Genomic DNA, 23,525 nt, shown 5'->3' with positions numbered 1-23,525 from the left:
GCGAGCGACGTCGCCTTGCGTCAACGGACGATCGGACCCGGCGGAGCCACCAGCAGCTCGACCAGCCGGTCCAGCTCCGCCGGGGGGTCGTCGGTGAAGCCGGTGTGGACCGGTGAGGTCTGCACCACCGTGCTGCGGGGAGCGGTCAACCACCTGAACCGCTCCCCGCCGGAAAGCCGCGCGGCCGGGCCGGCGTCCGGGCCGCCCGCACAGACCTTCCGCAGCGCCGTGAGGTGCGCGGCCACCGCGTCGAGATCCACGAACGGGTCGAGGCAGACCAGGCGGGCCTGATCGACCAGGCACCGCGACCCGAGATAGTTCGCCGCCTGGCACCACAGCAGCACCCCGACGTTGACGCACTCGCCCCGGTCGACCCGGGGCATCACCCGGACCATCGCGTACTCGAAAAGATCAGGCACCCAGGCCTCCGCGCAGCCAGTCGGGACGTCCGCCGCGGGTGCCCGCCGAGCGGTCCGGGACGGTCGACGGGGCCGGGACCAGCAGCTCCGCGAGCCAGGGGCGGCGCCCGGAGACCCGGGCGAGCAGCCAGTCGACGTAGGCCGAGCCCGGGGCGTCCGTCCACTCTCCCGGCACCAGGCCGACGGCATCGGCGAGCAGGCCGGCGGTGACCGCCGGCGCGAGCTGGGCATCCGCGGCCGAGAGCAGTTCCGGCGCGTCCGCGCCGAGCACCGGAAGCAGGACGTGGTCGGTGAAGCCGGGCGCGGCGCGGTCCACCGCCGCCTCGATGCCGGCCCAGTCATGGTGCGGATACAGCGCGGCCCCATGATCGATCAGCCACAGGCGCCCGCCCCACACCAGCAGATTCGGGTTCCGCCACGACCTGTCGACGTTCAGGGTGAACGCGTCGAGCCAGATCACGCGGGCGGCGAGCGACGGCTCGACGGCGAACGCGAGCGGATCGTAGGTGATCGACCCGGGCAGGTAGTCCATGCCGAGGTTGCTGCCGGGGCTCGCTCGGAGCAGCTCCTGGACCTCCTGATCCGGCTCGGTGCGGCCCAGATCCGGATCGACGTCGATGACCACGAGCTCTGGCACCGCGAAGCCGAGGCGGCGGGCGAGCTCACCGACGACGACCTCCGCCACCAGCGACTTCGGGCCCTGGCCCGCGCCGGTGAACTTGACCACCCAGGTGCCGAGGTCGTCGCCCTCCATCAGCCCGGGAAGGCTGCCTCCCTCCCGCAGCGGTGTGGCATAGCGAACGGCGCGAACATGACGGAGCACATCCCCCAGCATGCCCGCCGGCCACCGGAGCGGACGGAGCGGGGCACGGACACGAACGCGGACACGGGCCCGTGCCCGGCGGGGCTGGAGCTGAAGCTGGGGCTGGGGGCGTTACCGCGGGCCGGCGACCGCGGGAAATGTGAGCGGGAGCGGAAGGGCCGCGGACATCGACACCCACGCGAGGAAACCCGAACCGGGCACGACCACCTGCCGGAAGGCGGTGAGGTCGAGGCCTTCCGCACCGTCGTCGCCGACCACGTCGTCGAACAGCTCGGCGGAGATGATGAGCGCGAAATCAGCGTGCGGATGTTCCGCGAGCTCGCGCTCGACGATGTCGGCGTCACGCAGGCCGCAGGCCTTCTCGACCGCGCGCCCGCCGAACCCTCGCTCGTCACATCGGGTGATTCCCTGGTGCAGCGCCACCCGAAGCCGTGTTCGTGCCGCGGCACCCGCATTCATCCGGCCGACCGTGAGCCGCAGCCCACGGACGAGATCGCCGACGACCCGCACCTCGTCGATTCCGGGCGGAAAAACCGCGAACTCGTCGCCCTCGGGCCGGGCAAACCAGTGTGCGCACTGGACATCGGCGGCAAGGCAGGCCTCGTCGAGAATCCCTCCCAGCGACCTGTCCGCGGCGACGGCAATGCACAGGCGCCGGATGCCGGGAACCACTTCGTTCACGCTCAGCCTCCGATGGCGACGTTCCAGCGGAATTTACCGTTCATCTACGGAACACCGAATCACCGGTGGCACGCCGAACACATCCTCATGTGACGGGTTTGCGCCCACGGTGTCGACCGGACAACGCAGTGGCCCCACATCCCGTAGCGGCCGCGGGTTCACGGGTCCCGGGTGATTCCGGCCGCCTGGTAGAGCGCGTCGACGTCACGGATCACGATCGCCCGGTAACGGGTGTCCACGATGCCCTGCTGGCGCAGCTCGCGCAGCACCTTGTGCACGGTGGGCTCCGCGGCTCCGACCAGCGCCGCGAGCTCCGGCTGGGTGAGCGCGATCTGCACCCGGCGGCCCGTGCCGTCCGGCGCGCCGGCGCCGTAGGAACGCTCCAGCTCGCAGACGACCCGGGCCAGCCGCATCGCGACCGTGCACCCGCTGAACTCGACCCGCCGCCGGGTCGAGTTGCGCAGCTTGGCGCTCACCGACTGCAGCACGGGCCTGTTCGCATCCGGGTTCGCCCGCAGAAAGGCCAGGAAGGCCTCCAACGACACGACCTTCGCGAGAACGGCCCCGGCCGCGGTGACCGTCGCGGAACGAGGCTCCCCGTCCAGCCCGGCCTGCTCACCGACGAGATCACCGCCGTGCCGGATGGCCAGGAGCGCGAAGCCACCGTTCTCGGTGGTCGCGGTGACCTTGACCCAGCCGCTGAGCAGGAGGACGACGAAGCTGGTGGCGTCACCCTCCCGCAGCAGGACCTCGTCGCTGGCGAACTCCCGGTAACTGCCGAGCGCGACGAACTCCGCACGGGTCGGCTCGGCCAACATGCCGAGCAGGCTGTTCGCCGGCCAGTCCATACGACGCGGACGCTGGCGGTCCGGCCCAGCCGGGCCCACCACCGGAACCATCACCCGCTCCTTCACCTCACCGATCGCACTCCAGGCAGCCGCCTACCGTAACGGTTGATATCACCACGTCGGCGCCTGGGGGTGAAGGTTTGGGTGCAGCAAGCCACGATCACACCCGCACCGCGGCCCGAATCCGGCCCGCGGTGCGGCCGGGCCGCAGGCCGGATCAGGCCCGGTACGGCCGGATCTGCCCGGTACGGCCGGGTCAGACGCGGTCCGCGGGTCAGACGCGGTGCGGCCGGGTCAGACGCGGTGCGGCATCAGCGCGTTCTCGGGGATGACGCCGAGCCGTCCGGCCTGGTAGTCCTCGATCGCCTGCTGGAGCTCAGCCCGCGTGTTCATCACGAACGGCCCGTACATCTCCACCCGCTCCCGGATCGGACGGCCGCCGAGCAGCAGTACCTCCAGGTTCGGGGTGTCGCCGTCCTGGCGCGGGCCCGCCGCGAGGCTGATGCGGTCCCCCGCGCCGAGCACCGCCGTCTGACCGAGCTGCACGGGGGTGTCCTTGGCTCCGACGGTGCCCTCCCCCGCCAGCACATAGACCAGCGCGTTGTACTCCGGGTTCCACGGGACGCTGACGCGCGCTCCCGGGCTGACCGTCGTGTGCACGACCGCGATCGGCGTGTGGGTCGATCCGGGACCACGGAAACCACCCACGTCACCGGCGATGATCCGAACCAGGCTCCCGCCGTCCGGCGAGGCGACCAGAGAGACCTGTTCGCCTTCGATGCTCTGGTACCGGGGCGGGCTGAACTTGTCCTTGGCCGGCAGATTCACCCACAGCTGCACTCCGTGGAAGAGACCACCGCTGACAACGAGCGCCTCCGGTGGCGTCTCGATGTGCAGGATGCCCGACCCCGCCGTCATCCACTGGGTCGCGCCGTCGGTGATCAGACCACCGCCGCCATGGGAGTCCTGGTGCTGGAAGGTCCCGTCGATCATGTAGGTGACGGTCTCGAAGCCGCGGTGCGGGTGCCAGGGAGTGCCTTTCGGCTCACCGGCGGCGTAGTCGACCTCGCCCATCTGGTCACCGTGCACGAACGGGTCACGGTCGGCGAGGCTTACCCCGGCGAACATCCGGCGGACGGGGAAGCCCTCTCCCTCGAACCCGGTCGGGGCGGTCACGACCTTCTTGACGGGCCGCTCGACATCGCCGAGCCCCGGCGCGGACAGCCTCGGCAGGGTGAGGGTGTCGGCGGTGACGGCTGGCATGGTGACCTCCCAGGTGACTCTGTTCCCGTGTCATCGTGCCCCATCCGGACGGGGTGATCCGGGCGAGGGCACGCCTTCCGTGCGCGGCCACCGGCACCTGGCCACCCCCGAGAACCAAGGCTCGGCGAGGCAGCGGCAGAGGCAGTTGCGCACGCAACCACCCCTCCCAACCCGCCGAGCGCCCGGTAACTTCCCGCCGCCCGACCACGCGGACCAGTGGCGGTAGCCGCGAACCACGACCAATTCACCTGGGCGATCCGACGTGGGGTTCGGGCAGGCGTGGAGCTTCTCGGCTGAGGCGTCGTGACAGTAGATCGGCCGGGGCCGACCGCCCCGGGCATGCGGCGCGAACGCCACCGGAACAGCGCCCGACCGCGGTTCGCTCAGAGCGATCGGACTCGGGAACAACCTGCGGCTCCAATAGCTTGAGTGGTTCGTACTCAAGGTTCGTGGGTCATGAACGCTCCAATCGAGGGATGAAGGTCGTATGTCACAGACCAGGCTCCTGCCGCTGCTGCCACTGGACGACACGGTGCTCCTGCCCGGCATGGTGGTTCCGCTCGACCTGTCGGACGCCCGGACCCGCGCCGTCGTGGACGCGGCCCGGGGCGGCCGACCCGGCTTCGTGCCCGAGCCGCGCGCGCCCGGCATCAGCAGCCGCTCCGATCAGCGCCGGCCCGAGCTCCTGCTGGTTCCCCGGGTGGACGGGGTCCGCGCCGACGTCGGCGTGGTGGCCGTCGTCGAACAGATCGGGCGGCTGCCGAACGGTGAGGCGGCCGCGGTCGTCCGCGCCAGGTCCCGCGCCCAGCTGGCGACTGACGGCCCCGGCATCGCCGGCGATGGTGAAGCCGCCATCGGCGACAGCGCCGGCGACGGCGGCAGCGGCGTCGAGGTCGGCTGGGTCGAGGCGACGATCCTCGAGTCGGCCGTGCCCGCCGGCTTCACCGGCACCCTCAGCGCCCCGCTGCGCAGCGGGCATGACGACGCCGACGGTGCCGTGGCCCGCCTCGTCGAGCTCGCGCTCGAGTACCGCACGCTGGTCACCGGCCTGCTGCGCACCCGGGGCGTCGACCAGGTCGCCGACACCGTGGCGGCGCTGGAGAACCCGAGCACCCTCGCCGACACCGCCGGCTACTCGTCCTACCTGTCGGCGGAGCAGAAGCTGGAGCTGCTGCGCACCCTGGACGTCACCGCCCGGCTCGCGAAGCTCATCCCGTGGACGCGGGAGCACGCCGCCGAGGTGGACGTCGCCGAGACCATCCGGCGGGACGTCCAGGAGGGGGTGGACCGTCAGCAGCGCGAGTTCCTGCTGAGACGCCAGCTCGACGCCGTGCGCAAGGAACTCGCCGAGCTGGATGGAACCTCCGAGTCCGCCGACAGGGACAAGGAGGACTACCGGGCCCGGGTCGAGGCCGCCGAGCTGCCGGAGAAGGTCCGCGCGGCGGCGTTGAAGGAGGTCGACAAGCTGGAGCGGACGTCCGAGCAGTCCCCCGAGGGCGGCTGGATCCGCACCTGGCTCGACACCGTCCTGGAAATGCCCTGGAACGAGCACGCCGAGGACACCTACGACATCACCGCGGCGCGTGCCGTGCTCGACGCCGACCACGCGGGCCTGGCAGACGTGAAGGACCGGATCGTGGAGTACCTGGCGGTCCGCCGGCGCCGGGCCGATGCGGGGCTCGGCGTCGTCGGCGGGCGGCGCAGCGGGGCGGTGCTCGCGCTGGCCGGTCCGCCCGGGGTCGGCAAGACGTCGCTGGGTGAGTCGGTGGCCCGCGCGATGGGCCGCAGGTTCGCCCGGGTGGCGCTCGGCGGCGTCCGGGACGAGGCGGAGATCCGCGGTCACCGGCGCACCTACGTGGGCGCGCAGCCGGGGCGGATCGTGCGGGCGATCCGCGACGCCGGCTCGATGAACCCGGTGATCCTGCTGGACGAGGTCGACAAGGTCGGCTCCGACTACCGCGGCGACCCCACGGCGGCGTTGCTGGAGGTGCTCGACCCGGCGCAGAACCACACCTTCCGCGACCACTACCTGGAGGTCGAGCTCGACCTGTCGGACGTGCTGTTCCTGGCGACCGCGAACGTGCTGGAGGCGATCCCCGCGCCGCTGCTCGACCGGATGGAGCTGATCCTGCTCGACGGCTACACCGAGGAGGAGAAGGTCACCATCGCCCGCGACCACCTGCTGCCCCGGCAGATCGAGCGGGCCGGGCTCACCCCGGCGGACGTCACCGTCGACGACGACGCGCTGCGGCAGCTGGCCGGCGAGTACACCCGCGAGGCCGGCGTGCGGGACCTGGAGCGGGCGACCGCGCGGGTGCTGCGCAAGGTGGTCGCCAAGGTCGCCCTGGGCGAGGCAGCGCTGCCGGTCACCGTCGGCGTCGGTGATCTCACCGGCTACCTGGGCCGGCCGCGGCACACTCCGGAGTCCGCGGAGCGCACCGCGCTGCCCGGGGTGGCGACCGGGCTCGCCGTCACCGGCGCCGGCGGGGACGTCCTGTTCGTCGAGGCGTCGCTGGCCGACCCGGAGACGGGCGCGAGCGGCCTGACGCTCACCGGCCAGCTCGGCGACGTCATGAAGGAGTCGGCGCAGATCGCGCTGTCCTACCTGCGCTCACGGGGGGTGGAGCTGGAGCTGCCGGTCGGGGACCTGCGTGACCGCGGGATCCACCTGCACGTCCCGGCCGGCGCGGTGCCCAAGGACGGCCCGAGTGCCGGCGTCACCATGACCACCGCGCTCGCGTCGCTGCTCTCCGGGCGGCCGGTGCGCGCGGACGTCGCCATGACCGGCGAGGTGTCGCTCACCGGGCGGGTGCTGCCCATTGGTGGGGTGAAGCAGAAGCTGCTCGCCGCGCACCGGGCCGGCATCACCACCGTGCTGCTGCCCGCCCGCAACGGGCCCGACCTGGACGACGTCCCGGCCGCGGTGCGGGAGGCGCTCACGGTGCACCTGGTCGCGGACGTCCGCGAGGGGCTGGAGCTCGCGCTGGAACCGGCCTTCGAGGCCGGGCGCTCCAGGACAGCCCTGGCCGCCTGAATCGGCGCCCCCGCAGGGGGTTCGGCCGCCGCGGCACCTGAACGGGCCCACCCGAGGGGGGTCTGTCAGGTGCCGCGGCGCCGGTTGGGCTGGGTCACGCAGAGCAGCTGGTGAACACCGGTGTCACGTTGTCTGTCGGTGTCCAGCAGCAACAACGGCACGCCGCAGGAACCGATGGGACGCAACGCCCGACATCGGCGACACGCCGGGCGTTCGGTTAACACCTTGTGACGCCACCCACGAAACGGCGCTCGGGCAGCTACCTTCGGGGTGTGGATCGTGGCCGGTGTCTTCGGCAGGAGCGCGTCGCACAGGAGCGCATCCTGGCAGTGAGTCGACTACGGGGCCGTCAGCGCCCGCGGGACAATCGCGGGCCGGGGCGCACCCCGACCCGTCCACCGGGTCGGCGTCCACGCTGATCTGGCGGCGGGCCGATCAGGCCCGGGCAGTGATCGGGCCCGAGTGCGGGCGGTGCGGGCCGGCGGGCTAGAGTGGGCGTCTCTACGCAGGCCGTGACGAAGGGTGCGCCCACGTGGACGCCTTTCGGCGAGGCTGGGTTGGTCTGGCGTTGTTCCTCTCCGCCCTCGTCCTGATGCCCGTGCTGGTCGTGCAGTTCCAGCACGACGCGTCCAGGGCATCCGAGGCCGCCGATGACCTTGCCGCACAGCAGACAACTCCGGCCGGCTCGCAGCCGGAACAGACCGGGATGATCGTCGCTCCGACGAGCGCGCCGCCGGGCACTCTCACGCGGTTCGAGGGCGTGGCCGAAGGCACGATCATTCATGGCTTCCAGCGGATCACGCTCAGCACCACAGGCCAGGTCGGCGGGATCAGGTACACCCTGACCGGGCCGGGCGACTTCTCCTACACCCTCGACGCGCAGGCCGCTCCCTACCTGTTCAACCCGCATCCGGGCGGCTGGCTCACCAGCGAGGTCGACGACGGCCTCTACACGCTCAGGGCCGCCGCCGCGAACCCGGGGATCGCGCCCGCCACCATCCGCTTCCGGATCGAGAACGCCGCCGCCACCCCAAGCCACCAGCCGACCTGACCGGCGGATCTGGCCGGCGGACCTGGCTTGCGGCTCATCCCGGCGGACCTGGCCGGCCGTGCCTGCCGGGATGAGCCGGCCTGGCCCTCCCCTGGCAACGGCACCGCCGCCCGGCGAGTATGGACAGCCCGGCCGGACCAGAACCGGGTGGCACCCGGTCACCGCGCAGTGTGCGCACAGTGTCATGGTGTGGCCAGGCTCGCCCGCGATGCGCCGATGCCCGGCTTCCGGCTGCCCGGCACCGTGGGTGCGGCATTCGCCTGCTCGGCGCAGGCAGGCTGGGGCGTAGAGGTAAGTGGAGGGGCGTACGTGACGACAGCGACGGAATTCCCTAATGTGAACGGGATGGATCGTCTGGTTTGGATCGACTGCGAGATGACCGGCCTCGACGCCGGTTCCGACCTGCTACTCGAAGTTGCCTGCCTGGTAACCGACAGCGAGCTGAACGTCCTGGATGAGGGCATCGACCTCGTCCTCGGCGCGCCGGACGCAGCGCTCGACCAGATGCTCCCCGTAGTGAAGGAGATGCACGAGGCCTCGGGGCTCACAGCCGCGGTACGAGCCTCCGAGCTCAAGGTCGACGAGGCCGAGAAGCAGCTCCTCGCCTACATCCGCCGCTTCGTGCCGGACTCACGCAAGGCGCCGCTGTGCGGCAACTCGATCGCGACCGACCGCACCTTCATCGCGCGCTATCTCCCCCAGCTGGACGAGTTCCTCCACTACCGCATGATCGACGTCTCCTCGATCAAGGAGCTCGCGCGGCGCTGGTACCCGCGGGCCTACTACGCGGCCCCGGTGAAGGCCGGCGGTCACCGCGCGCTCGCCGACATCCAGGAGAGCATCGAGGAGCTGCGGTACTACCGGGAGATCCTTTTCGTACCCCAGCCCGGCCCGACGACCGAGGCCGCCCGCGCCGCAGCCGCCGCGATCCGCGCCAGCTGACCTCCCCGAGGGCGCCGGAGGCCAGGTCGCACGGGCTACCGGTCGAACGAGCACAGCTCGCCCGGGCGCAGCTCGGCCGATCAACGCTGATCGGCATTTTTTCCGTTCGAACGCCACCCCGGGCGTCACGGTGGCGTGTTCAACCGGTACGATGGCCCAGCCCGGTCGAGGTCGGGTCCGGTTGATACCGGCATGGTGGGTGTAGCTCAGTTGGCAGAGCACCGGGTTGTGGTCCCGGGTGTCGCGGGTTCAAATCCCGTCACTCACCCCATGGCTCCAACCGGCCCTACCTGGCCCATTTGGCTAGGTAGGGCCGGTTGGGCGGCACGAAACATGGTCATCGGGTTGCGCGCCCTATCCGCGCCCAGGAAATGATCTCGTTGGAGAGCGTCGACGGAGCACCGGACCGCCCGCCTCAGCAGGCACCCGCCGGCCCCACCGCTCCGCCACCCCAGTGCCGGAGCCGGAGCCGATGATCTGAGGGCTACGGCAGCCGATCTGGCGACCGGTAAAGGGCACGGTAGGCAGCTACGGCACAGGCGTGCAGGTTGGGATTGCTCCAGACCCAACGCCCGTGGCGTCACCGTTGGCAGGTTGTTTCCGCTGGCAGGTCCGCGCCCTAGTGAAGAAGTACTTCCCCGGCTTTCCCGTGGCCCTGGCTGCTCCCACCCGGAGAATGGCCAGGATTACGGGCCGGGGCGCTCCGCTGCGGTCAGCACCCGGCAGGTTCACGATCCCGCGCAGACGCCGCCGGGACCGTGTGCACCACGGTCCCGGCGGCCTGACGGCCAAGGCGTCACCTGTCGTCACCCGACCGTCCCGAGCCGGGATCGACTCGCTATATGATCACACTGGTGGGATGAGGCCGATGTGCCGGCCTTTGCCTGCGCAGTGGCGGCAGGGCTCCAGATGCGGAGCAGTCCCGCCCTGGTCCGCGGCACGAAGCTCGAACACCGCCCGCCCACCGCGGCAGGTCAGACAGATCTGGTTGATAACGTTCACCCGCTCCGGGCTGGTATGCGCCCCGGACGGCTGCTCCGCTGTCGTCACCGATGTACCCACCTCCCCGGTCAGGACCAACCGTGGACCGCATCCTCCGGCCGGTCAGCGTGCGGCGCCTCGCCCGCCCAGTGCTCTCGCCACCGGCTGGACGCGCGCCAGGTGCTGTACCGGCCCTGGCCGCCGGCCCCACAAGGACCGGACTCGCTCACCTCCCGACCATCCGTCACCGCCGGAACAGCGGACTGCCTGGTCGCCCGATGACGCTAGCCAACGTCGACATCGTATGGGCCGGAATGCAGCAAAGAGCCGCACTCCCTCACCGGCCGCGCACCGACCGGCCATTTCCGGACACCCGATAGCCTGTCCGCGCCCACCCGACAACGCGGCGGTGACCGGACGTCCCGGCCCAACCGGCGCGGTGCGGCCGCGCCGTACCCGGTTCACCAGCGGCACTCCCGGCCACCGTTCCGACGCTTCCTACCTGGGCCTCTTTCCCAGCCCGGCGCGGACAACGCCATTCCCAGCCGCCCGCTCCTCGATTTCCCGGCAGCAATTCCCCCGGCGGCGCAGCCTCCAAGGGGAACCCGGAAAATCACCGACGGCCGCCAAACGGCCTTATCCCACCGGACCTTCCGCGCGAGGCCATCGAGACATGGATCTCACCGTCAGGAGGCTCCAGCGTGTGGTGACGCCGCACAACCACCTGACGCCGTCCGCAACGTCCACGCCGTGACATCCGTGCCGGGGAATCCGCGCGGTGACGGCCAGCCCGCGTCCCCAGCCACCAGGGCACCCTGCCCGTCGTTTCGGCGCCGGCCACCACTCGGGCCCGGCGACGCCCCTGCCCGGGGCGCCCTCGGTACCGAGGCTCGGGACCTCGGTGCCCCCGGCACCCCGGCACCTCGCACGAACGGCAGGGCCCTGTGGACACCGCGCCTGCGCGAACGGACCGGGCCTGTTTATTCGATATCGAACAGGCCCTGCCGGACCGCGTACATCACTGCTTCCATCCTCGAATGGAGCTGAAGTTTGTCGAGAATATTCCGGACGTGATTCTTCACGGTATTCTCGCTGATGAACAGCTTGCGCGCGATCTCACGGTTCGCGCGCCCTTCCGCCACCAGCTTGAGGACCTCCAGCTCACGCGCGGTCAGATGGGGCGCGTGCGCCCGGGGCCGGTCCTCACCTCCGCCACGGGCCATCGTGGCGAACTCGACCATCAGCTTCGAGGCCATGGACGGGCTGATCAGGCTCTGCCCGCTGTGGACGGCGCGCACCGCGTCCGCCACCTCGTGCGGGGGAATCGACTTCAGCAGGTAGCCGACCGCCCCGGCCTTGATGGCCTCGAACAGGTCGGACTCCTCGTCCGACACGGTGAGCATCACAACCCGCACCCGCGGCACCGATCGCTTGATCGCGCCAGCGGCGGCAATGCCGTCACGACCCGGCATCCGGACGTCCATCAGGACGATGTCCGGCGCGGTGCCGGACGCGAGCACGAGCGCCTCCTGCCCGTCGGCGGCTCGCCCCACCACCGAGATGTCGTCCTCGGTGTCCAGGACGACCTGCAGGCCCTGAAGAAAGAGCTCGTGATCGTCCACGACAAGGACCCGTATCGGCGCCCCGTTACGGGTCGGGTCGGCATCAGCGGCCGACGGCGGCACCACACTGGCCGTCATCACACATCCGGAAATCGGGTTCGATTATTCTGCCTCGCGGCTTCGCCGCCGCGAACGAATGCCGTTTCGGACACCCGCCCACTCTACGTGATGCACCACACACCCGAGGTCGCAGGCACGCGGAAGTCACCTCTCACTCTCGCGGCCTTAACATATCCGACATAGACGGAAGAGTACGCGCATTCAGATCAACTGCCTCCTTCTCGGCAGTTTTCGCGCACATCCCAGCGCCGCCCAGACCCCTGCATCAGCCCCACCACCGGCACCGCGCCTGCCCACCACACACCCCACCACCTGCGTCGACGTCGGATCGGACCGGATCGACAGCACAGGCGCCGGCGCTCGCCGCCGGCCGCACCACGGACTGGAACACCATTCATCTCGATGCATACCAGAACCAGGCAACCCGGCCGAGTAACCCGCACGTCCACGTAACGGCGACTTCATAACCAGTTATCCAGGTCAACTGGATGCACTGGATAACACCGGGTGCAAGACGGCATTGAAGTCTGTTTGGTGGCGCGACGATCCGATCAGAGAGACCCTCGGCAGATGGACGCCTCAGCCAGCACGCCACCGACCCGCCTGCGCCTCAAGCAGGGCACCGCCTGGGCCGATGCCTACGGACGTGCCCGCCAGGTCGCCCCCGAAGCATTCGACGAGGACCGCCTGCTCAATCTCTGGGGCGGCAGGTGGCACCGAAGTGGTAGCCCGTTGCACAGTCTTTCACCCATCGACGGCTCCCCCATCGCCGGGCCACCGATGATGGACCCGGACGAGGCCCGCGAAGCCATCCGCGCCACCCTCGACGACCACAAGGAATGGCGCGACGTCCCGCTCGCCGACCGCCGGGCCCGGGTGACCGCCGCGGTCGAGGCCATGGAGGAGCACCGCGACCTGCTCGCGCTGCTGCTCGTCTGGGAGATCGGCAAGCCCTGGCGCCTCGCCCGCACCGACGTCGACCGCGCGCTCGACGGGGTGCGCTGGTACATCGACGAGATCGAGCCCATGACCGCCGGCCGCACCCCGCTGCCCGGCCCGGTCAGCAACATCGCCAGCTGGAACTACCCGATGAGCGTGCTCATGCACGCCATGCTGGTCCAGATGCTGGCCGGCAACGCCGCGATCGCCAAGACACCGACCGACGGCGGCGCCGCCTGCCTGACGCTCGCCGCCGCCCTGGCCCGCCGCGCCGGCCTGCCGATCTCCCTGGTCTCCGGCTCGGGCTCACGGCTGTCGTCCGCGCTGGTGCGCGCACCGGAGATCGGCTGCCTGGCCTTCGTCGGCGGCCGTTCCGCCGGCGGCCAGGTCGCCGCCGCCCTCGTCGACACCGGCAAGCGGCACTTCCTGGAGCAGGAAGGCCTCAACGCCTGGGGCATCTGGGACTTCTCGCAGTGGGACCTGCTGGCCACCCACCTGCGCAAGGGCTTCGAGTACGGCAAGCAGCGCTGCACCGCCTACCCCCGGTACGTCGTGCAGCGCCAGCTCTTCGACCGCTTCCTCGAGATGTACCTGCCGGTGGTCTCCTCGGTGCGGTTCGGGCACCCGCTCGCCGTCGAGAACGACTCCGACCCGCTGCCCGACCTCGACTACGGCCCGGTGATCACCGCCGAGAAGGCCGCGGAACTCGCCGGCAAGGTCGACGAGGCGATCACCAAGGGCGGTGTTCCGCTGTACCGCGGCGACCTCGCCGACGGGCGCTTCCTGCCCGACCAGGACCGCGCCGCCTACGTCCCGCCGGTGGCCATCCTCAACCCGCCGCCCGCGGCCGCGCTGCACCACGCCGAACCGTTCGGCCCGGTCGACACCATCGTCATCGTCGACTCCGAGGCGGAGCTGCTCGCCGCCATGAACGCTTCCAACGGCGCCCTCGTCGCCTCACTGGCCTGCGACGACGAGGCCACGGCACGGCGGCTGTCCGGCGAGCTCTCCGCGTTCAAGGTCGGGGTCAACAAGCCCCGCTCCCGCGGCGACCGCGCCGAGCCGTTCGGCGGGCGCGGCGCATCCTGGAAGGGCGCGTTCGTCGGCGGCGAGCACCTCGTCCACGCCGTCACCGTCGGCGCCGACCCGAACGAACGCCTCTACGGCAACTTCCCGTCCTACTCCCTCTACCCCGAGACGTAGAGCCGTTCCGTCAGCTCGCCGCGAGCGAGCGCAGCACGGTTGTCAGCGCGGCGGCACCGGCGGCGCAGTCGGCTGCCTCGGCGTGCTCGGCCGGCGAGTGCGAGACGCCGGTCGGGTTGCGCACGAACAGCATCGCGGCGCGGACGCCGTGCGCGGCCAGCACACCGGCGTCGTGCCCGGCGCCGGTGCCGATGACGGGAGCCCCGCCGAGCAGCCCGGCGAGGTCGGCCGCCAGCGCCGGGTCGAACCTGGTGGTCGAGGTGAACGACTCCTCCACCGCGCGCGCCCCGAGGGTCTGCTCGATCATCGGGACCAGCCGGCGCACGGCCGCCTCGTCCGCGCCGCGGCCGTCGAGCCAGCCGGTCGCCGCCGACGGGATCGCGTTCACCCCGTTCGGGACGACCCGGACCTTTCCCACGGTCGCGACGCAGCCGAGCGTGGCGGCTGCCTCGCGAGCGGTGAGGATCAGCGACGCGAGCGCGAGCGCGGGGTCGTCGCGGTCGGCCAGCCGGGTGGTGCCGGCGTGGTTGGCCTCACCGGTGAAGTCGAAGCGCCACCGCCCATGCGGCCAGATCGAGGAGGCGACGGCGACCGCCGACCCTTCGTCGACGAGCCAGCGGCCCTGCTCGATGTGCAGTTCGACGAACGTGCCGACCCGGGCTAGGGCCTCGTCGTCACGGCCCAGCGCACGCGGGTCCCGGCCGGCCGCGGTGAGCGCCTGCGCCAGCGTGATGCCATCGCCGTCGGTCAGCGCGAGGGCGCGGTCGGGCGACAGCGCACCGGTCAGCACCCGCGAGCCGGCGCAGGCCACGCCGAAGCGGGCGCCCTCCTCGTCGACGAAGTTCACGACACCGATCGCGCGCGCCGGGGTGAAGCCGTCGCGGCGCAGCGTGTCGACGGCCCGCAGCGCCGCGACCACGCCGAGCGGGCCGTCGAAGTTGCCGCCGCCCGGCACCGAGTCGAGGTGGGAGCCGGTGACGACACCGGGCCGCCCGGCCCGCAGGGATGCGTCCGGGTCGCCCCACCAGGCCCACTGGTTGCCGACCCGGTCCTCGGTGACGTCCAGCCCGACGGCCTCGGCGGCACCGCGGAACCACTCCCGCAGGGTGTGGTCCTCACGGGTCCAGGCGAAGCGCTGGTACCCCCCGGTCGAGGCCCGCCCGACGCCGGCGATCTCGCCCAGCATGTTCTCGACCGCCGCCGCGCTCTCCATCGCGCTCTCCCCACTCATCGCATCTCGGCTCATGACATCCCGGCTCGCGACATCCCGGCTCGCGACATCCCGGCTCATCGCATCTCGCCGGCGCCGACGTACGGGTACCGGCTGGTCAGCGGGTCGTCCTCGGCGAAACGCCCGAGCCGGAAGTCCGCCGCCGGGATGCCCGGGTCGCGGCTGTCGCCGTCGAGGATCAGGTCGGCCATCAGGGTGCCTACCGCTGGACTGATCTTGAACCCGTGGCCGCTGAAACCGGCCGCCAGGAACAGGCCGGCCGGGCCGGCCGGCGCGACCGGCGCGATGACCGGGTTCCAGTCGGGGGTGATGTCGTAGCAGCCGGCGTAGGTGTGGGCGACCGACGGCTCGGGGAACGTCGCGAAGCGGTGCAGCACCTTCTCGGCGGCCCGTTCCAGCCCGGCCTCGCTGGCCTGGTTGGAGTAGTCGTCCGGGTCGGCGAACGTCGGCTGGCTGTGGTCGCTGTTGCCGACCAGCAGCTCACCGGAGCCCTCGATCCGCGCGTACTGCAGGCTCACCAGGTCGGAGAGGACCGGCAGGTCACGCAGCGGCACACCGGCGTCGACGACGAGCAGCTCCGAGCGCAGCGACTCGATGGGCAGCTCGACGCCGACGCCGGCCATCAGCGCGCCCGACCACCAGCCCGCCGCCACGACGACGATGTCGGCCTCGACCTTCCCACCACCGGCCAGCTCGACGCCCGTGACCGCGTCGCCGGCGGTCAGGACCCGGGTCACCGGCGTGCTCTGCCGGATGCGGGCGCCACCGTCGCGGGCCTGGAAACCGAACTGGGTCGCCAGCTGTGAGGCGTCCGCGTATCCGCCGCGTGGCTCGTAGGCGAACGCGGCCAGGTCGTCGAGGCGCAGGTACGGCCACAGCGCCCCGGCCCGGTCATGGCCGATCAGCTCGACGTCGATCCCGAGCGCCTGGTGGGTCGCGGTGTTGGCCCGCAGCGGCTCGACGTTCTCGGGCCCGACGGCGACCAGGTAGCCGACCTGGCTGAACCCGATGGCCTCGCCGAGCTCCTCGAAGACCGGCAGGCTCCGCCAGGCCATCGCGGCGATCGAGGGCACACCGTAGTGGCAGCGCACGATGCCGCTCGACTTGCCGGTGCCGCCGCTGTTCAGCGTCGCCCGTTCGAGGATCAGCACGTCACCCACCCCGCGGGCGGTCAGCGCCCGGGCGATCGACAGACCGATCAGCCCACCGCCCACGATCACGACTCGTCCGCCGGTCATGCCACCTCCTGATGCGTACGTACAGGCCGCCCGCGCCGCGCCCGTCCCGACGCTAGTCAGCCGTCGCCCTCGTCACCTCCGCTCGCTGTAGGAAGAACGGGGAGCATGATGAGACAGCTGAACCAACCGAGCGCGTGGGCGAGGGCGAACCGAGCCAGGTCGGAGAGGCGGCACCGAACAGCCCGTGGGACTGCAGGACATCGCCGAGGATCTGGCCGCGCGGCTGGGCCGTTCGGTCGCGATCGACGACCTGGACGCCCGGCTGCTGGCGCACACCGCGCACGAGGAGCCCGTCGACCAGTTCCGGATCGACTCGATCATGCTGCGCCGGCCACGGTCGGAGAACACGGTCACCCGGCACGCGCGCAGCTTCGGCATCGACACGGCCACCGGCCCGGTGCGGATCCCCGCCAGCCCGCGGCTCGGCTCGTTCGCGCGGGTCTGCGTGCCGGTCCGCTGCTCCGGGACGTTGCTCGGCTACCTCTGGCTGTTCGACGAACCGACGCCCGTGCCGGACGACGATCTGGAGCCGGCGCGCGCGGCCGCCGCGGCCGCGGGTGAGGAGCTCTTCCGCGAACGCCTGCTCGACGACCTGCGCCGAGCCGCCGAACGCGAGCTGCTGCGGGACATCCTCAACCCGGACGACGAGGTGCGCCGGCACGCCGCCGCCCGCCTCGTGGCCGACCACGGCATCGCACCGGACGCCCGGGTGCTGGCCGTCGCCGTCGTGATCGACCAACGGGCGTCCGCCACCAATGCCGACGATGCCGACGCCACCGACGCCACCGACGCCACCGACGGCACCGACGGCACCGACGGCACCGACGGCACCGACGGCAACCGAACCGGCGCCGCCAGCCTGGGAGGGACGGTCGAGCTGGATCTGGCCCTGCGGCGGGCGCGGCAACGCCTCACCCCGACACGGGCGCTGGGCATGACCACCAGCGCCACCGGCGGCGTCCTGCTGCTGATGCACCCCAGGCTCCCCCGGCGCGAGGCGCTGCGGGCCGAGGCCGAGCGGATCCACGCGGACCTCGCGGCGCACCTGCCGGCGTCCGCCGTCTGGGTGGGGCTCGGGCCGGAACGCCCCACTCTGCGGGAGGGCGCCGGCAGCTACCGGGAGGCGCTGGAGACGACCCGGGTCGCCCGCCTGGTCCCGTCGCTCGGCCAGACGGCGTTCTCCGACCAACTGGGTGTGTACGGGCTGCTCGCCCGGCTGCCGCTGGAATCCCTGGAGTCCAGTGCGCTACCGGCGGGGCTGCGCCGCCTGCTCGCCGCGGACCGGTCCGGTGCGCTCGTCCAGACCCTGGAGACGTATCTGGACCTCGGCGGCGACCCGGCCCGCACGGCGGCGCGCCTGGTCATCCACCGCACCACGCTCTACTACCGCCTCGGCCGCATCGCCGACCTCACCGGCCTGGACCTGCGCGACGGAAACGACCGCCTCGCCCTGCACCTCGGCCTGAAACTGCGCCAGATGCTCAGCCGTAGAACGCCCCAGGCGTAGGGCGCACGTCAGGCACAGGGCACGTCAGACACCGGGCACGTCAGACACCGGGCGCCTCAGACGTAGGGACGTAGGCCGTGCTCGGCGAGCGGGCCGAGCCGCAGGCCCGCGTCGTCACAGCGGGCCGCGAGCTCGGGCAGCGCCCCCAGCGCGCTGCGCCACGCCCCGGGCGCCGAGGTGCAGTCGCTGTCGTGCAGCAGCACCGTGGCGCCGCCCCGCAGGTCGGGCTCGATCGTCGCCAGCACGTTGGACGGGGTGGCGGTCGCCGTCCAGTCCCGCCCCCAGGCCGTCCACAGAACGGGGGTGAGGCCGAGGCGGCGGGAGGCGGCGAGCACCCCGGACGACAGCACCCCATGCGGCGGCCGGACGTACCGCGGTGCCCGGCCGGTCGTCTCGGCGAGCAGGTCACGGGTCCGCGCCAGCTGGTCGTAGGTCGACATCGGGCCCCGCAGCAGCATCGGGCGGTGGTCCCACCCGTGGACCGCCAACTCGTGCCCCGCCGCTGCCATCTCCCGCACCAGGCCGGGCGAGCGCTGTGCCATCCCGCCGAGGACGAAGAACGTGGAGCGGACGTCAAGCTCGTCCAGCACCTCGAGGAAGTTCGGGGTGGAGACCGGGTCGGGACCGTCGTCGAAGGTCAGCGCGACATGGTCGGAGCGGCCGACCCCGGCCAGCGCGGGCGTGACCGCGGTACGCAGCCGGCGAAACGTCGCCAGTGACGGCAGGCCGTGGAGCAGCGCGGCGGCCGCCACGAGCCCGCCGCCCGCCGTCGCGAGGCCCGCTGCTCCGCGGCCCCGTCGCGTTTCCTGTCGCCGCATGCTCCCACCGCCGTACGCCACGCCGTTACAGGACACATCCCAGCCACGCCGCTACCGGCCAGGCCGCTGCCAGTCGGGCCCCCCATGACGGACCAGCCCCCGCTGCACACTGTGCCACAGCATCGTCGCCGTTCCGTGCGACCCGCACATTCCGTCACCACCGTACGTGTATTTCCACCTGCGAAGTTCACCGGAGGAGGGGTGGTCGCCCTCAGCGCGTAACAATGACAAGGCCATCAGGGTCCGGCTCGACACCGCGACCCGACTCGACACCGCAACGCGATGGCCGGCAGCACCGGGGTTCCGATGGACGTCAGTCGTGGCCCCCTATCGACAGCCACCTCCTACGGACGACCAATCGTGACCCCTGGAAGCGGCGCGCTCACGCGGATGCAGGACGATGTCACGGCGTGGTCTGTCCGTGTCCGAACGTGATACTGGTCCGGGGCGAGGCCCCGGCGATCACGCGTCGGCGAACTTGGAGGGGAGTCGCGCTGAACATCCCACGCATGGGCGCCATCGGCTGGATGTTCGTGGGCGCCGTCGTCCTCGCCGGGATCGCGCTCAGCGCCGGCCGGCAGGACCCGGACGAGGCACGGATCGTGCTCTGGGGCGACTCGCTGGCCTGGGAGGCCCGCGACTCGTTCGTCGCGGCCGCGCAGGCGGATGGCTCCAGCAAGACGCTCACCCGGACCTGGGGCGGCACGGCCCCCTGCGACTGGCTCGATGACATGCGCAAACAAGCCCGCCGCTGGGATCCGACCGTCGCCGTGCTCTCGTTCTCCGGCAACACCGGCTCCGACTGCATGCGCGACCGGGACCTGCTCACCGCCTACCGCACGGACGTCACCGAGGCCGTCGAGATCCTGACCCGCCGCGGGGTCGAGGTCGTTCTCACCGACTCCCCGCCCCGCAGGGACCAGCCGGTCGGGGCCGACGGGCTGACCGAGCTCGACCGGCTGTGGCGCGACATCGCCAGCATGCGGACGAACGTCCGGGTGGCCCCGGCCGGGGAGGTCCTCACCTTCAAGGGCCTGTTCATGCCGCGGTTGGCCTGCGAGGCCGGCGAGGCCTGCGAGAAGGACGGGCAGGTACCCGTGCGCAGCCCGGACGGTGTGCACTTCTGCCCGATCATCATGCCGCCGATGACCCCCTGCCCGACCCGTTCCTTCGGCGCCGAACGCTTCGGCCGCGCCCTCGCGGAGGCCGCCCAGCCGGAGGACACCGCCGCCGCCTGACGGGCTCGTCGACGTCGAGCACCAGCGGCACGGCCGGGCACCAGCGGCACGGCGAACCACCAGTGGCAGGGCCAACGACCAGCGGCACGGGCAAAGACCAGTGGCACGGCCGGGAACCGGCGGGTGCGATCAGACGATCCTGAAGTCGATGCCGAGCAGGGAGGCCGCGGCCCGGTAGTCGGCCGCGCGATGCCCCACCGAAAGCGACCAGTGATGGCCGACCCCTGTCACGGACCAGTCATCGACCCACTCACCGGGATCACGCCCGAAGTCCACCCGGCTCGTGGTGTTCCCGATGGCGAGCAGTGGCCCCGGGACGACGGACCCCTGCGAGGCGATGAACGACAGGCTCCCGTCCGCGTCCTGCCCGAGCCCGAGCAGCGTGACCGGCCCGTGCCGGACGTCGAACTCGACGGAAACGCCCCAGCCACGCTTGCCGTGGTAGACGCCGAGGCCGCGCAGAAGCGGTTCACGGGAGGAGACGGCGAGGTGCGCGGGACCGTCGTGCCCCATCTCGACCACCATGTCCTCGAAGTCCAGGGCCTGGATCTCGCAGAACGAACCGCCGGCCCCGGCGGCCTGGGTGGCGAGCTGCGCGACGGTCGTGCGCAGCTCGTACTCGCCGGTCGTGGGTACGCCGCGCCCGGTGAGCAGGGAGGCTCCCAGGATCATGCCGGCCCCCAGCCGCTCGTGCAGCTCACCGCCAAGGCCCCGGTGGTAGTAGGAGAGCGAGTCGAGGTCGAAGTCGTCAACCAGACGGTCCAGGGCCACCGAGACCCGTGCGCCCCAGGCGAAGTCCTCCTCCCGCACGCTCTCGTCGAGCGTGAAGACGGTACGGGCGAGCGTCATCCGGTCCGTGACGTCCGCGTCGGTAACCGCCTCGGCCCGCACCCGGAGGTCGTCGAACTCGAGCACCTCGACGTGCGAGCCGAACGTCGCCGGCAGGAGCGTCAGGTCGGTCGAGACGTCGAGCATGCCTGGGTAGAGGTGGCCCATCAGCCCGTGGCGGGCTGTCCGCAGCGCGGCGCGGATGCGGGCCGCGGTGATCCACTGCTCGATCCGCCGCCACGCGCTTTCCTGGTGCAGCCACCCGGAGACGGAACGGAACGGGATGCCAGCCCGGCGGAACACGTTGCCGACCTCGGGTACGGAGCACTGCCCGCAGTAGGCCAGCCACGCTCCGGTGTCGAAGCTGGCGTGGTCCATCCGCTCGGTCGGCTGCAGGTCGATCACCAGCACCGGGGTGTGTGAACGCTGGGCGATCGGCAGAACCATCGACGAGGTCAGATAGGTGGTCAGGAACATGACGATGAGGTCGCAGTCGGCCCGTCGCAGCTTCTCCGCCGCGGCCGCGCCTTCCTGGGCGTCGGAGATGAAGCCGACGTCGATCACGTCGGCGTCCATCCCCTGGAAGCGCTCGGAGACGTGGCGCGCGGACTCCCGCAGCTGTGGCAGCAGGCCGGGGAACTGCGGCCAGTAGGTACCGAGACCGCCGGCGACCAGCCCGACCCGGGTCTTCCTCCTGGTCCGCACCCGCAGAGGGTCATCGAGCTCGCTGGTTCGTCCGGTCATCGTTGATCCCTTTCGGCTCGGGCTCGGCGCTCGCACACCGCGGATTTAATCGATTAAAACAGGCCTCGCCCCCATCATGGGCCTTCCGGGGATGGTCAGCCACCGTGGGACCGCCGGAACGCCAGCAGCCCTCGTCGGCCCCGGTCTCGGGCGGTCAGCCAGAAAGCACGGTCAGCCGGGGACCGCCGGGGCCGAGTCCCGCACCACGAGCGACGGCGTGAGGATCGTGGCGGCATGAACGTGCGTGGCGCCCTCCGAGAGCTCCGCGAGCAGCTTGCCCAGAGCCACCTCGCCGAGCCTGCGCTTCGGCTGCGCGACGGTGGTGAGCGGCAGCGCGCCCCCGGCGGCGAGGTCGAGATCCCCGTACCCGACGACCCGCGCGTCCCGGGGCGGGGTGATGCCACGGTCGACGAGACCGCGTATCACCCCCACGGCGAGCTGGTCGTTCGTGCAGAAGATGCTCAACGGGCTGCCCGTCTCGGCGATCCGCAGGCCGATCCGACGGCCCTCGCCCACCGACATCTCGTCGACCTCGAACTCGACGAGCCGGTCCGGGCCGAGGCCCGCCCGGGCGAGTGCCTGGAACGCTCCCCGCCGCCGGTTCTCGCACTGCGGAATCGATCGGTGCCCGTTGACGAGGCTGACCGGACCGCTGGTGGTCCGCACGAGATGCTCGACGGCGATGCGCCCGCCCTCCACATCGTCGACGGCGACCGAGCATCCTTCGTCCTCGGCGACGACACGGTCGACGAGCACGAGCCTCGCGCCCACGATCCGCAGCTGGGACAACCGTGAGGGGTCGGCGTTCAGCGGCACGACGAGGGCGCCGACGGCGCGCTGCTCGGCCAGCCGGTCGAAGTGCCGCAGTTCCCGGGCGGGGTCATCGTGGCTGACGCACAGCGCGACCATGTACTGCTCACGGTCGGCGGCATCCGACACGGCGTTCGCGATCGCCGCGTAGAACGGGTTGACGATGTCCGGCACGACCAGGCCGACCAGCCGGTTCGCTCCCTGCCGCAGGGTGGCGGCAGCCCGGTTCGGCACGAAGTCGAGTTCCTCGATCGCCGCGAGGACCCTGGCTGTCGTCTCGGGTGACACCAGGTGTGGCCGGTTGATCACGTTCGAGACCGTCGCCGTGGAGACGCCCGCCCGCCGGGCCACGGCCGCGACCCCGAGGCCGCCCTTCACCACGGGACCACATCCTCGACCTTCCGATCCACCTTCCGACAGATGCTAGTGGGGCGCCGTCGGCATGCGCAGACGCCCGCAGGCCAGCGCCGTCCTCAGGAGAACGGCTGAAACAACACGGTCCGTCGAAGCCCGGCAGCGGTTCCTGCGGCGGTTCCTGCGCGAACATCCCGGCCACGCGCTGGACGGCTGGCCGCTGCCGGCCCGATTGGTTTCCTACCGGAGCGACAGCTCACGCCACGCTAGTTTGGGGCCACCCGGAAGCAGAGGAGTGCCCGTGGGCAAGGTGGTCATGTACAGCTCGGTGTCGGTGGACGGCTTCGTCGCGGACGAGAATGACCAGCCCGGACCGCTGTTCGACTGGTTGACCAGCGGTGACGTCCCGTTGGACGAAAGCGGCGAGGTGAAGGTGTCGCAGACGTCCTACGACTACACCCGGCCGTACTGGGACCAGATCGGGGTGACACTCGTYGGCCGCCACGTCTTCGACATCACGGACGGCTGGGGTGGGAAGCCTCCGAGCGGGATCGACCACGTGGTCGTCGTGACACACCGGCCGGAGCCCGAGGGCTGGGACCCCGAGGCGCCGTTCCACTTCGTCGACGGCGTCGAGGCAGCTGTTGCCAGGGCACAGGAGCTTGCGGGCGACCGTGTGGTCGAGGTCGCCGCCGGCGAGGTCGGTGGCCAGGTGCTTGCCGCAGGTCTGGTCGACGAGGTGCGCATGGACGTCGTACCCGTCGTGTTCGGGTCCGGCAAGCGCTACTTCGGGTCGGTCCACGCGCAGCACCTGCTGGAGGATCCTGACGTGATGATCCAGGGCAACCGGGTGCTTCACCTGCGCTTTCGGGTGCGGAAACGAGGTTGAAC

19 protein-coding genes and 1 tRNA gene are annotated in these 23,525 nt (G+C 71.6%); 8 read left to right on the top strand and 12 right to left on the bottom strand.

The genetic code is table 11. From position 1 onward, the window contains the following. Positions 1 to 20 precede the first annotated feature (20 nt). From CcI49_RS00225 to CcI49_RS00205, 5 genes are all read right to left on the bottom strand, one after another. A complete protein-coding gene (locus tag CcI49_RS00225) occupies positions 21 to 419 on the bottom strand; it encodes a DUF3037 domain-containing protein (RefSeq protein WP_054564382.1) in 399 nt (132 codons plus the stop codon). Further along, positions 412 to 1,254 (bottom strand): HipA family kinase, encoded by an 843-nt coding sequence (locus tag CcI49_RS00220; RefSeq protein ID WP_054564383.1) that lies wholly within the window; start codon positions 1,252 to 1,254, stop codon positions 412 to 414. Before CcI49_RS00220 ends, CcI49_RS00225 begins: the two co-directional genes overlap by 8 nt. 99 nt (positions 1,255 to 1,353) lie before the next feature. Further along, entirely contained in the window at positions 1,354 to 1,923 is a 570-nt protein-coding gene (locus CcI49_RS00215) for a hypothetical protein (protein WP_054564384.1), read from the bottom strand. Positions 1,924 to 2,081: 158 nt separating this feature from the next. Further along, a complete protein-coding gene (locus tag CcI49_RS00210; protein ID WP_054564385.1) occupies positions 2,082 to 2,822 on the bottom strand; it encodes a Crp/Fnr family transcriptional regulator in 741 nt (246 codons plus the stop codon). Between the two features lie 243 nt (positions 2,823 to 3,065). Continuing rightward, positions 3,066 to 4,034 (bottom strand): pirin family protein, encoded by a 969-nt coding sequence (locus CcI49_RS00205; RefSeq protein ID WP_054564386.1) that lies wholly within the window; start codon positions 4,032 to 4,034, stop codon positions 3,066 to 3,068. A 487-nt stretch (positions 4,035 to 4,521) separates the two neighbouring features. Between CcI49_RS00205 and lon the strand changes: the two genes are divergently transcribed. From lon to CcI49_RS00185, 4 genes are all read left to right on the top strand, one after another. Next, on the top strand, positions 4,522 to 7,068 hold the full coding sequence (gene lon / locus CcI49_RS00200; protein ID WP_076823602.1) for an endopeptidase La: 2,547 nt from the start codon (positions 4,522 to 4,524) through the stop codon (positions 7,066 to 7,068). A 532-nt stretch (positions 7,069 to 7,600) separates the two neighbouring features. Then, positions 7,601 to 8,119, top strand: a complete 519-nt coding sequence (locus tag CcI49_RS00195; protein WP_063792964.1) for a hypothetical protein — start codon at positions 7,601 to 7,603, stop codon at positions 8,117 to 8,119. 345 nt (positions 8,120 to 8,464) lie between these two features. After that, positions 8,465 to 9,061 (top strand): oligoribonuclease, encoded by a 597-nt coding sequence (gene orn, locus CcI49_RS00190; RefSeq protein ID WP_198955422.1) that lies wholly within the window; start codon positions 8,465 to 8,467, stop codon positions 9,059 to 9,061. 195 nt (positions 9,062 to 9,256) lie between these two features. Further along, positions 9,257 to 9,332 (top strand) — tRNA-His (locus tag CcI49_RS00185). A 575-nt stretch (positions 9,333 to 9,907) separates the two neighbouring features. Here the strand turns inward: CcI49_RS00185 and CcI49_RS00180 are convergent. Further along, positions 9,908 to 10,111 (bottom strand): hypothetical protein, encoded by a 204-nt coding sequence (locus CcI49_RS00180; protein WP_076823669.1) that lies wholly within the window; start codon positions 10,109 to 10,111, stop codon positions 9,908 to 9,910. Between the two features lie 911 nt (positions 10,112 to 11,022). Next, a complete protein-coding gene (locus CcI49_RS00175) occupies positions 11,023 to 11,742 on the bottom strand; it encodes a response regulator transcription factor (RefSeq protein WP_006543981.1) in 720 nt (239 codons plus the stop codon). Positions 11,743 to 12,294: 552 nt separating this feature from the next. Here CcI49_RS00175 and CcI49_RS00170 point away from each other — a divergent pair. Continuing rightward, positions 12,295 to 13,866 (top strand): aldehyde dehydrogenase family protein, encoded by a 1,572-nt coding sequence (locus CcI49_RS00170; protein WP_076823601.1) that lies wholly within the window; start codon positions 12,295 to 12,297, stop codon positions 13,864 to 13,866. Between the two features lie 10 nt (positions 13,867 to 13,876). On the opposite strand, the gene CcI49_RS00165 is transcribed toward CcI49_RS00170, so the two are convergent. Together CcI49_RS00165 and CcI49_RS00160 are read right to left on the bottom strand one after the other, a co-directional pair. Next, positions 13,877 to 15,097, bottom strand: coding sequence for an allantoate amidohydrolase (locus CcI49_RS00165; protein ID WP_241839830.1), 1,221 nt, complete (start codon positions 15,095 to 15,097; stop codon positions 13,877 to 13,879). Between the two features lie 56 nt (positions 15,098 to 15,153). Continuing rightward, positions 15,154 to 16,335, bottom strand: coding sequence for an FAD-binding oxidoreductase (locus CcI49_RS00160; RefSeq protein WP_076823599.1), 1,182 nt, complete (start codon positions 16,333 to 16,335; stop codon positions 15,154 to 15,156). A 184-nt stretch (positions 16,336 to 16,519) separates the two neighbouring features. On the opposite strand from CcI49_RS00160, the gene CcI49_RS00155 reads away from it, so the two are divergent. Next, positions 16,520 to 17,842: a helix-turn-helix domain-containing protein gene (locus CcI49_RS00155; protein WP_076823598.1), complete on the top strand. Its 1,323-nt coding sequence runs from the start codon at positions 16,520 to 16,522 to the stop codon at positions 17,840 to 17,842. Positions 17,843 to 17,898: 56 nt separating this feature from the next. Here the strand turns inward: CcI49_RS00155 and CcI49_RS00150 are convergent, their stop codons facing one another. Further along, positions 17,899 to 18,660, bottom strand: coding sequence for a polysaccharide deacetylase family protein (locus CcI49_RS00150; protein ID WP_054564394.1), 762 nt, complete (start codon positions 18,658 to 18,660; stop codon positions 17,899 to 17,901). A 509-nt stretch (positions 18,661 to 19,169) separates the two neighbouring features. Here CcI49_RS00150 and CcI49_RS00145 point away from each other — a divergent pair. Beyond that, complete coding sequence (locus CcI49_RS00145; protein WP_054564395.1) at positions 19,170 to 19,898, top strand: hypothetical protein; 729 nt, start codon at positions 19,170 to 19,172, stop codon at positions 19,896 to 19,898. Positions 19,899 to 20,027: 129 nt separating this feature from the next. Here the strand turns inward: CcI49_RS00145 and CcI49_RS00140 are convergent, their stop codons facing one another. Further along, the gene (locus tag CcI49_RS00140; RefSeq protein WP_076823597.1) at positions 20,028 to 21,470 is read right to left on the bottom strand and encodes an L-fucose/L-arabinose isomerase family protein; all 1,443 of its coding nucleotides are present in this window, start codon (positions 21,468 to 21,470) and stop codon (positions 20,028 to 20,030) included. Positions 21,471 to 21,641: 171 nt separating this feature from the next. Further along, a complete protein-coding gene (locus CcI49_RS00135; protein ID WP_083749222.1) occupies positions 21,642 to 22,661 on the bottom strand; it encodes a LacI family DNA-binding transcriptional regulator in 1,020 nt (339 codons plus the stop codon). A 274-nt stretch (positions 22,662 to 22,935) separates the two neighbouring features. Between CcI49_RS00135 and CcI49_RS00130 the strand changes: the two genes are divergently transcribed. Continuing rightward, positions 22,936 to 23,523 (top strand): dihydrofolate reductase family protein, encoded by a 588-nt coding sequence (locus tag CcI49_RS00130; protein ID WP_054564398.1) that lies wholly within the window; start codon positions 22,936 to 22,938, stop codon positions 23,521 to 23,523. Positions 23,524 to 23,525 lie beyond the last annotated feature (2 nt).

It is taken from the genome of Frankia sp. CcI49, from assembly GCF_001983215.1.
Classification (GTDB): Bacteria; Actinomycetota; Actinomycetes; order Frankiales; family Frankiaceae; genus Parafrankia; species Parafrankia irregularis.
The sequence above is the reverse complement of the archived record's forward strand: the minus strand, read 5'-3'. Positions and strand labels throughout refer to the sequence as shown.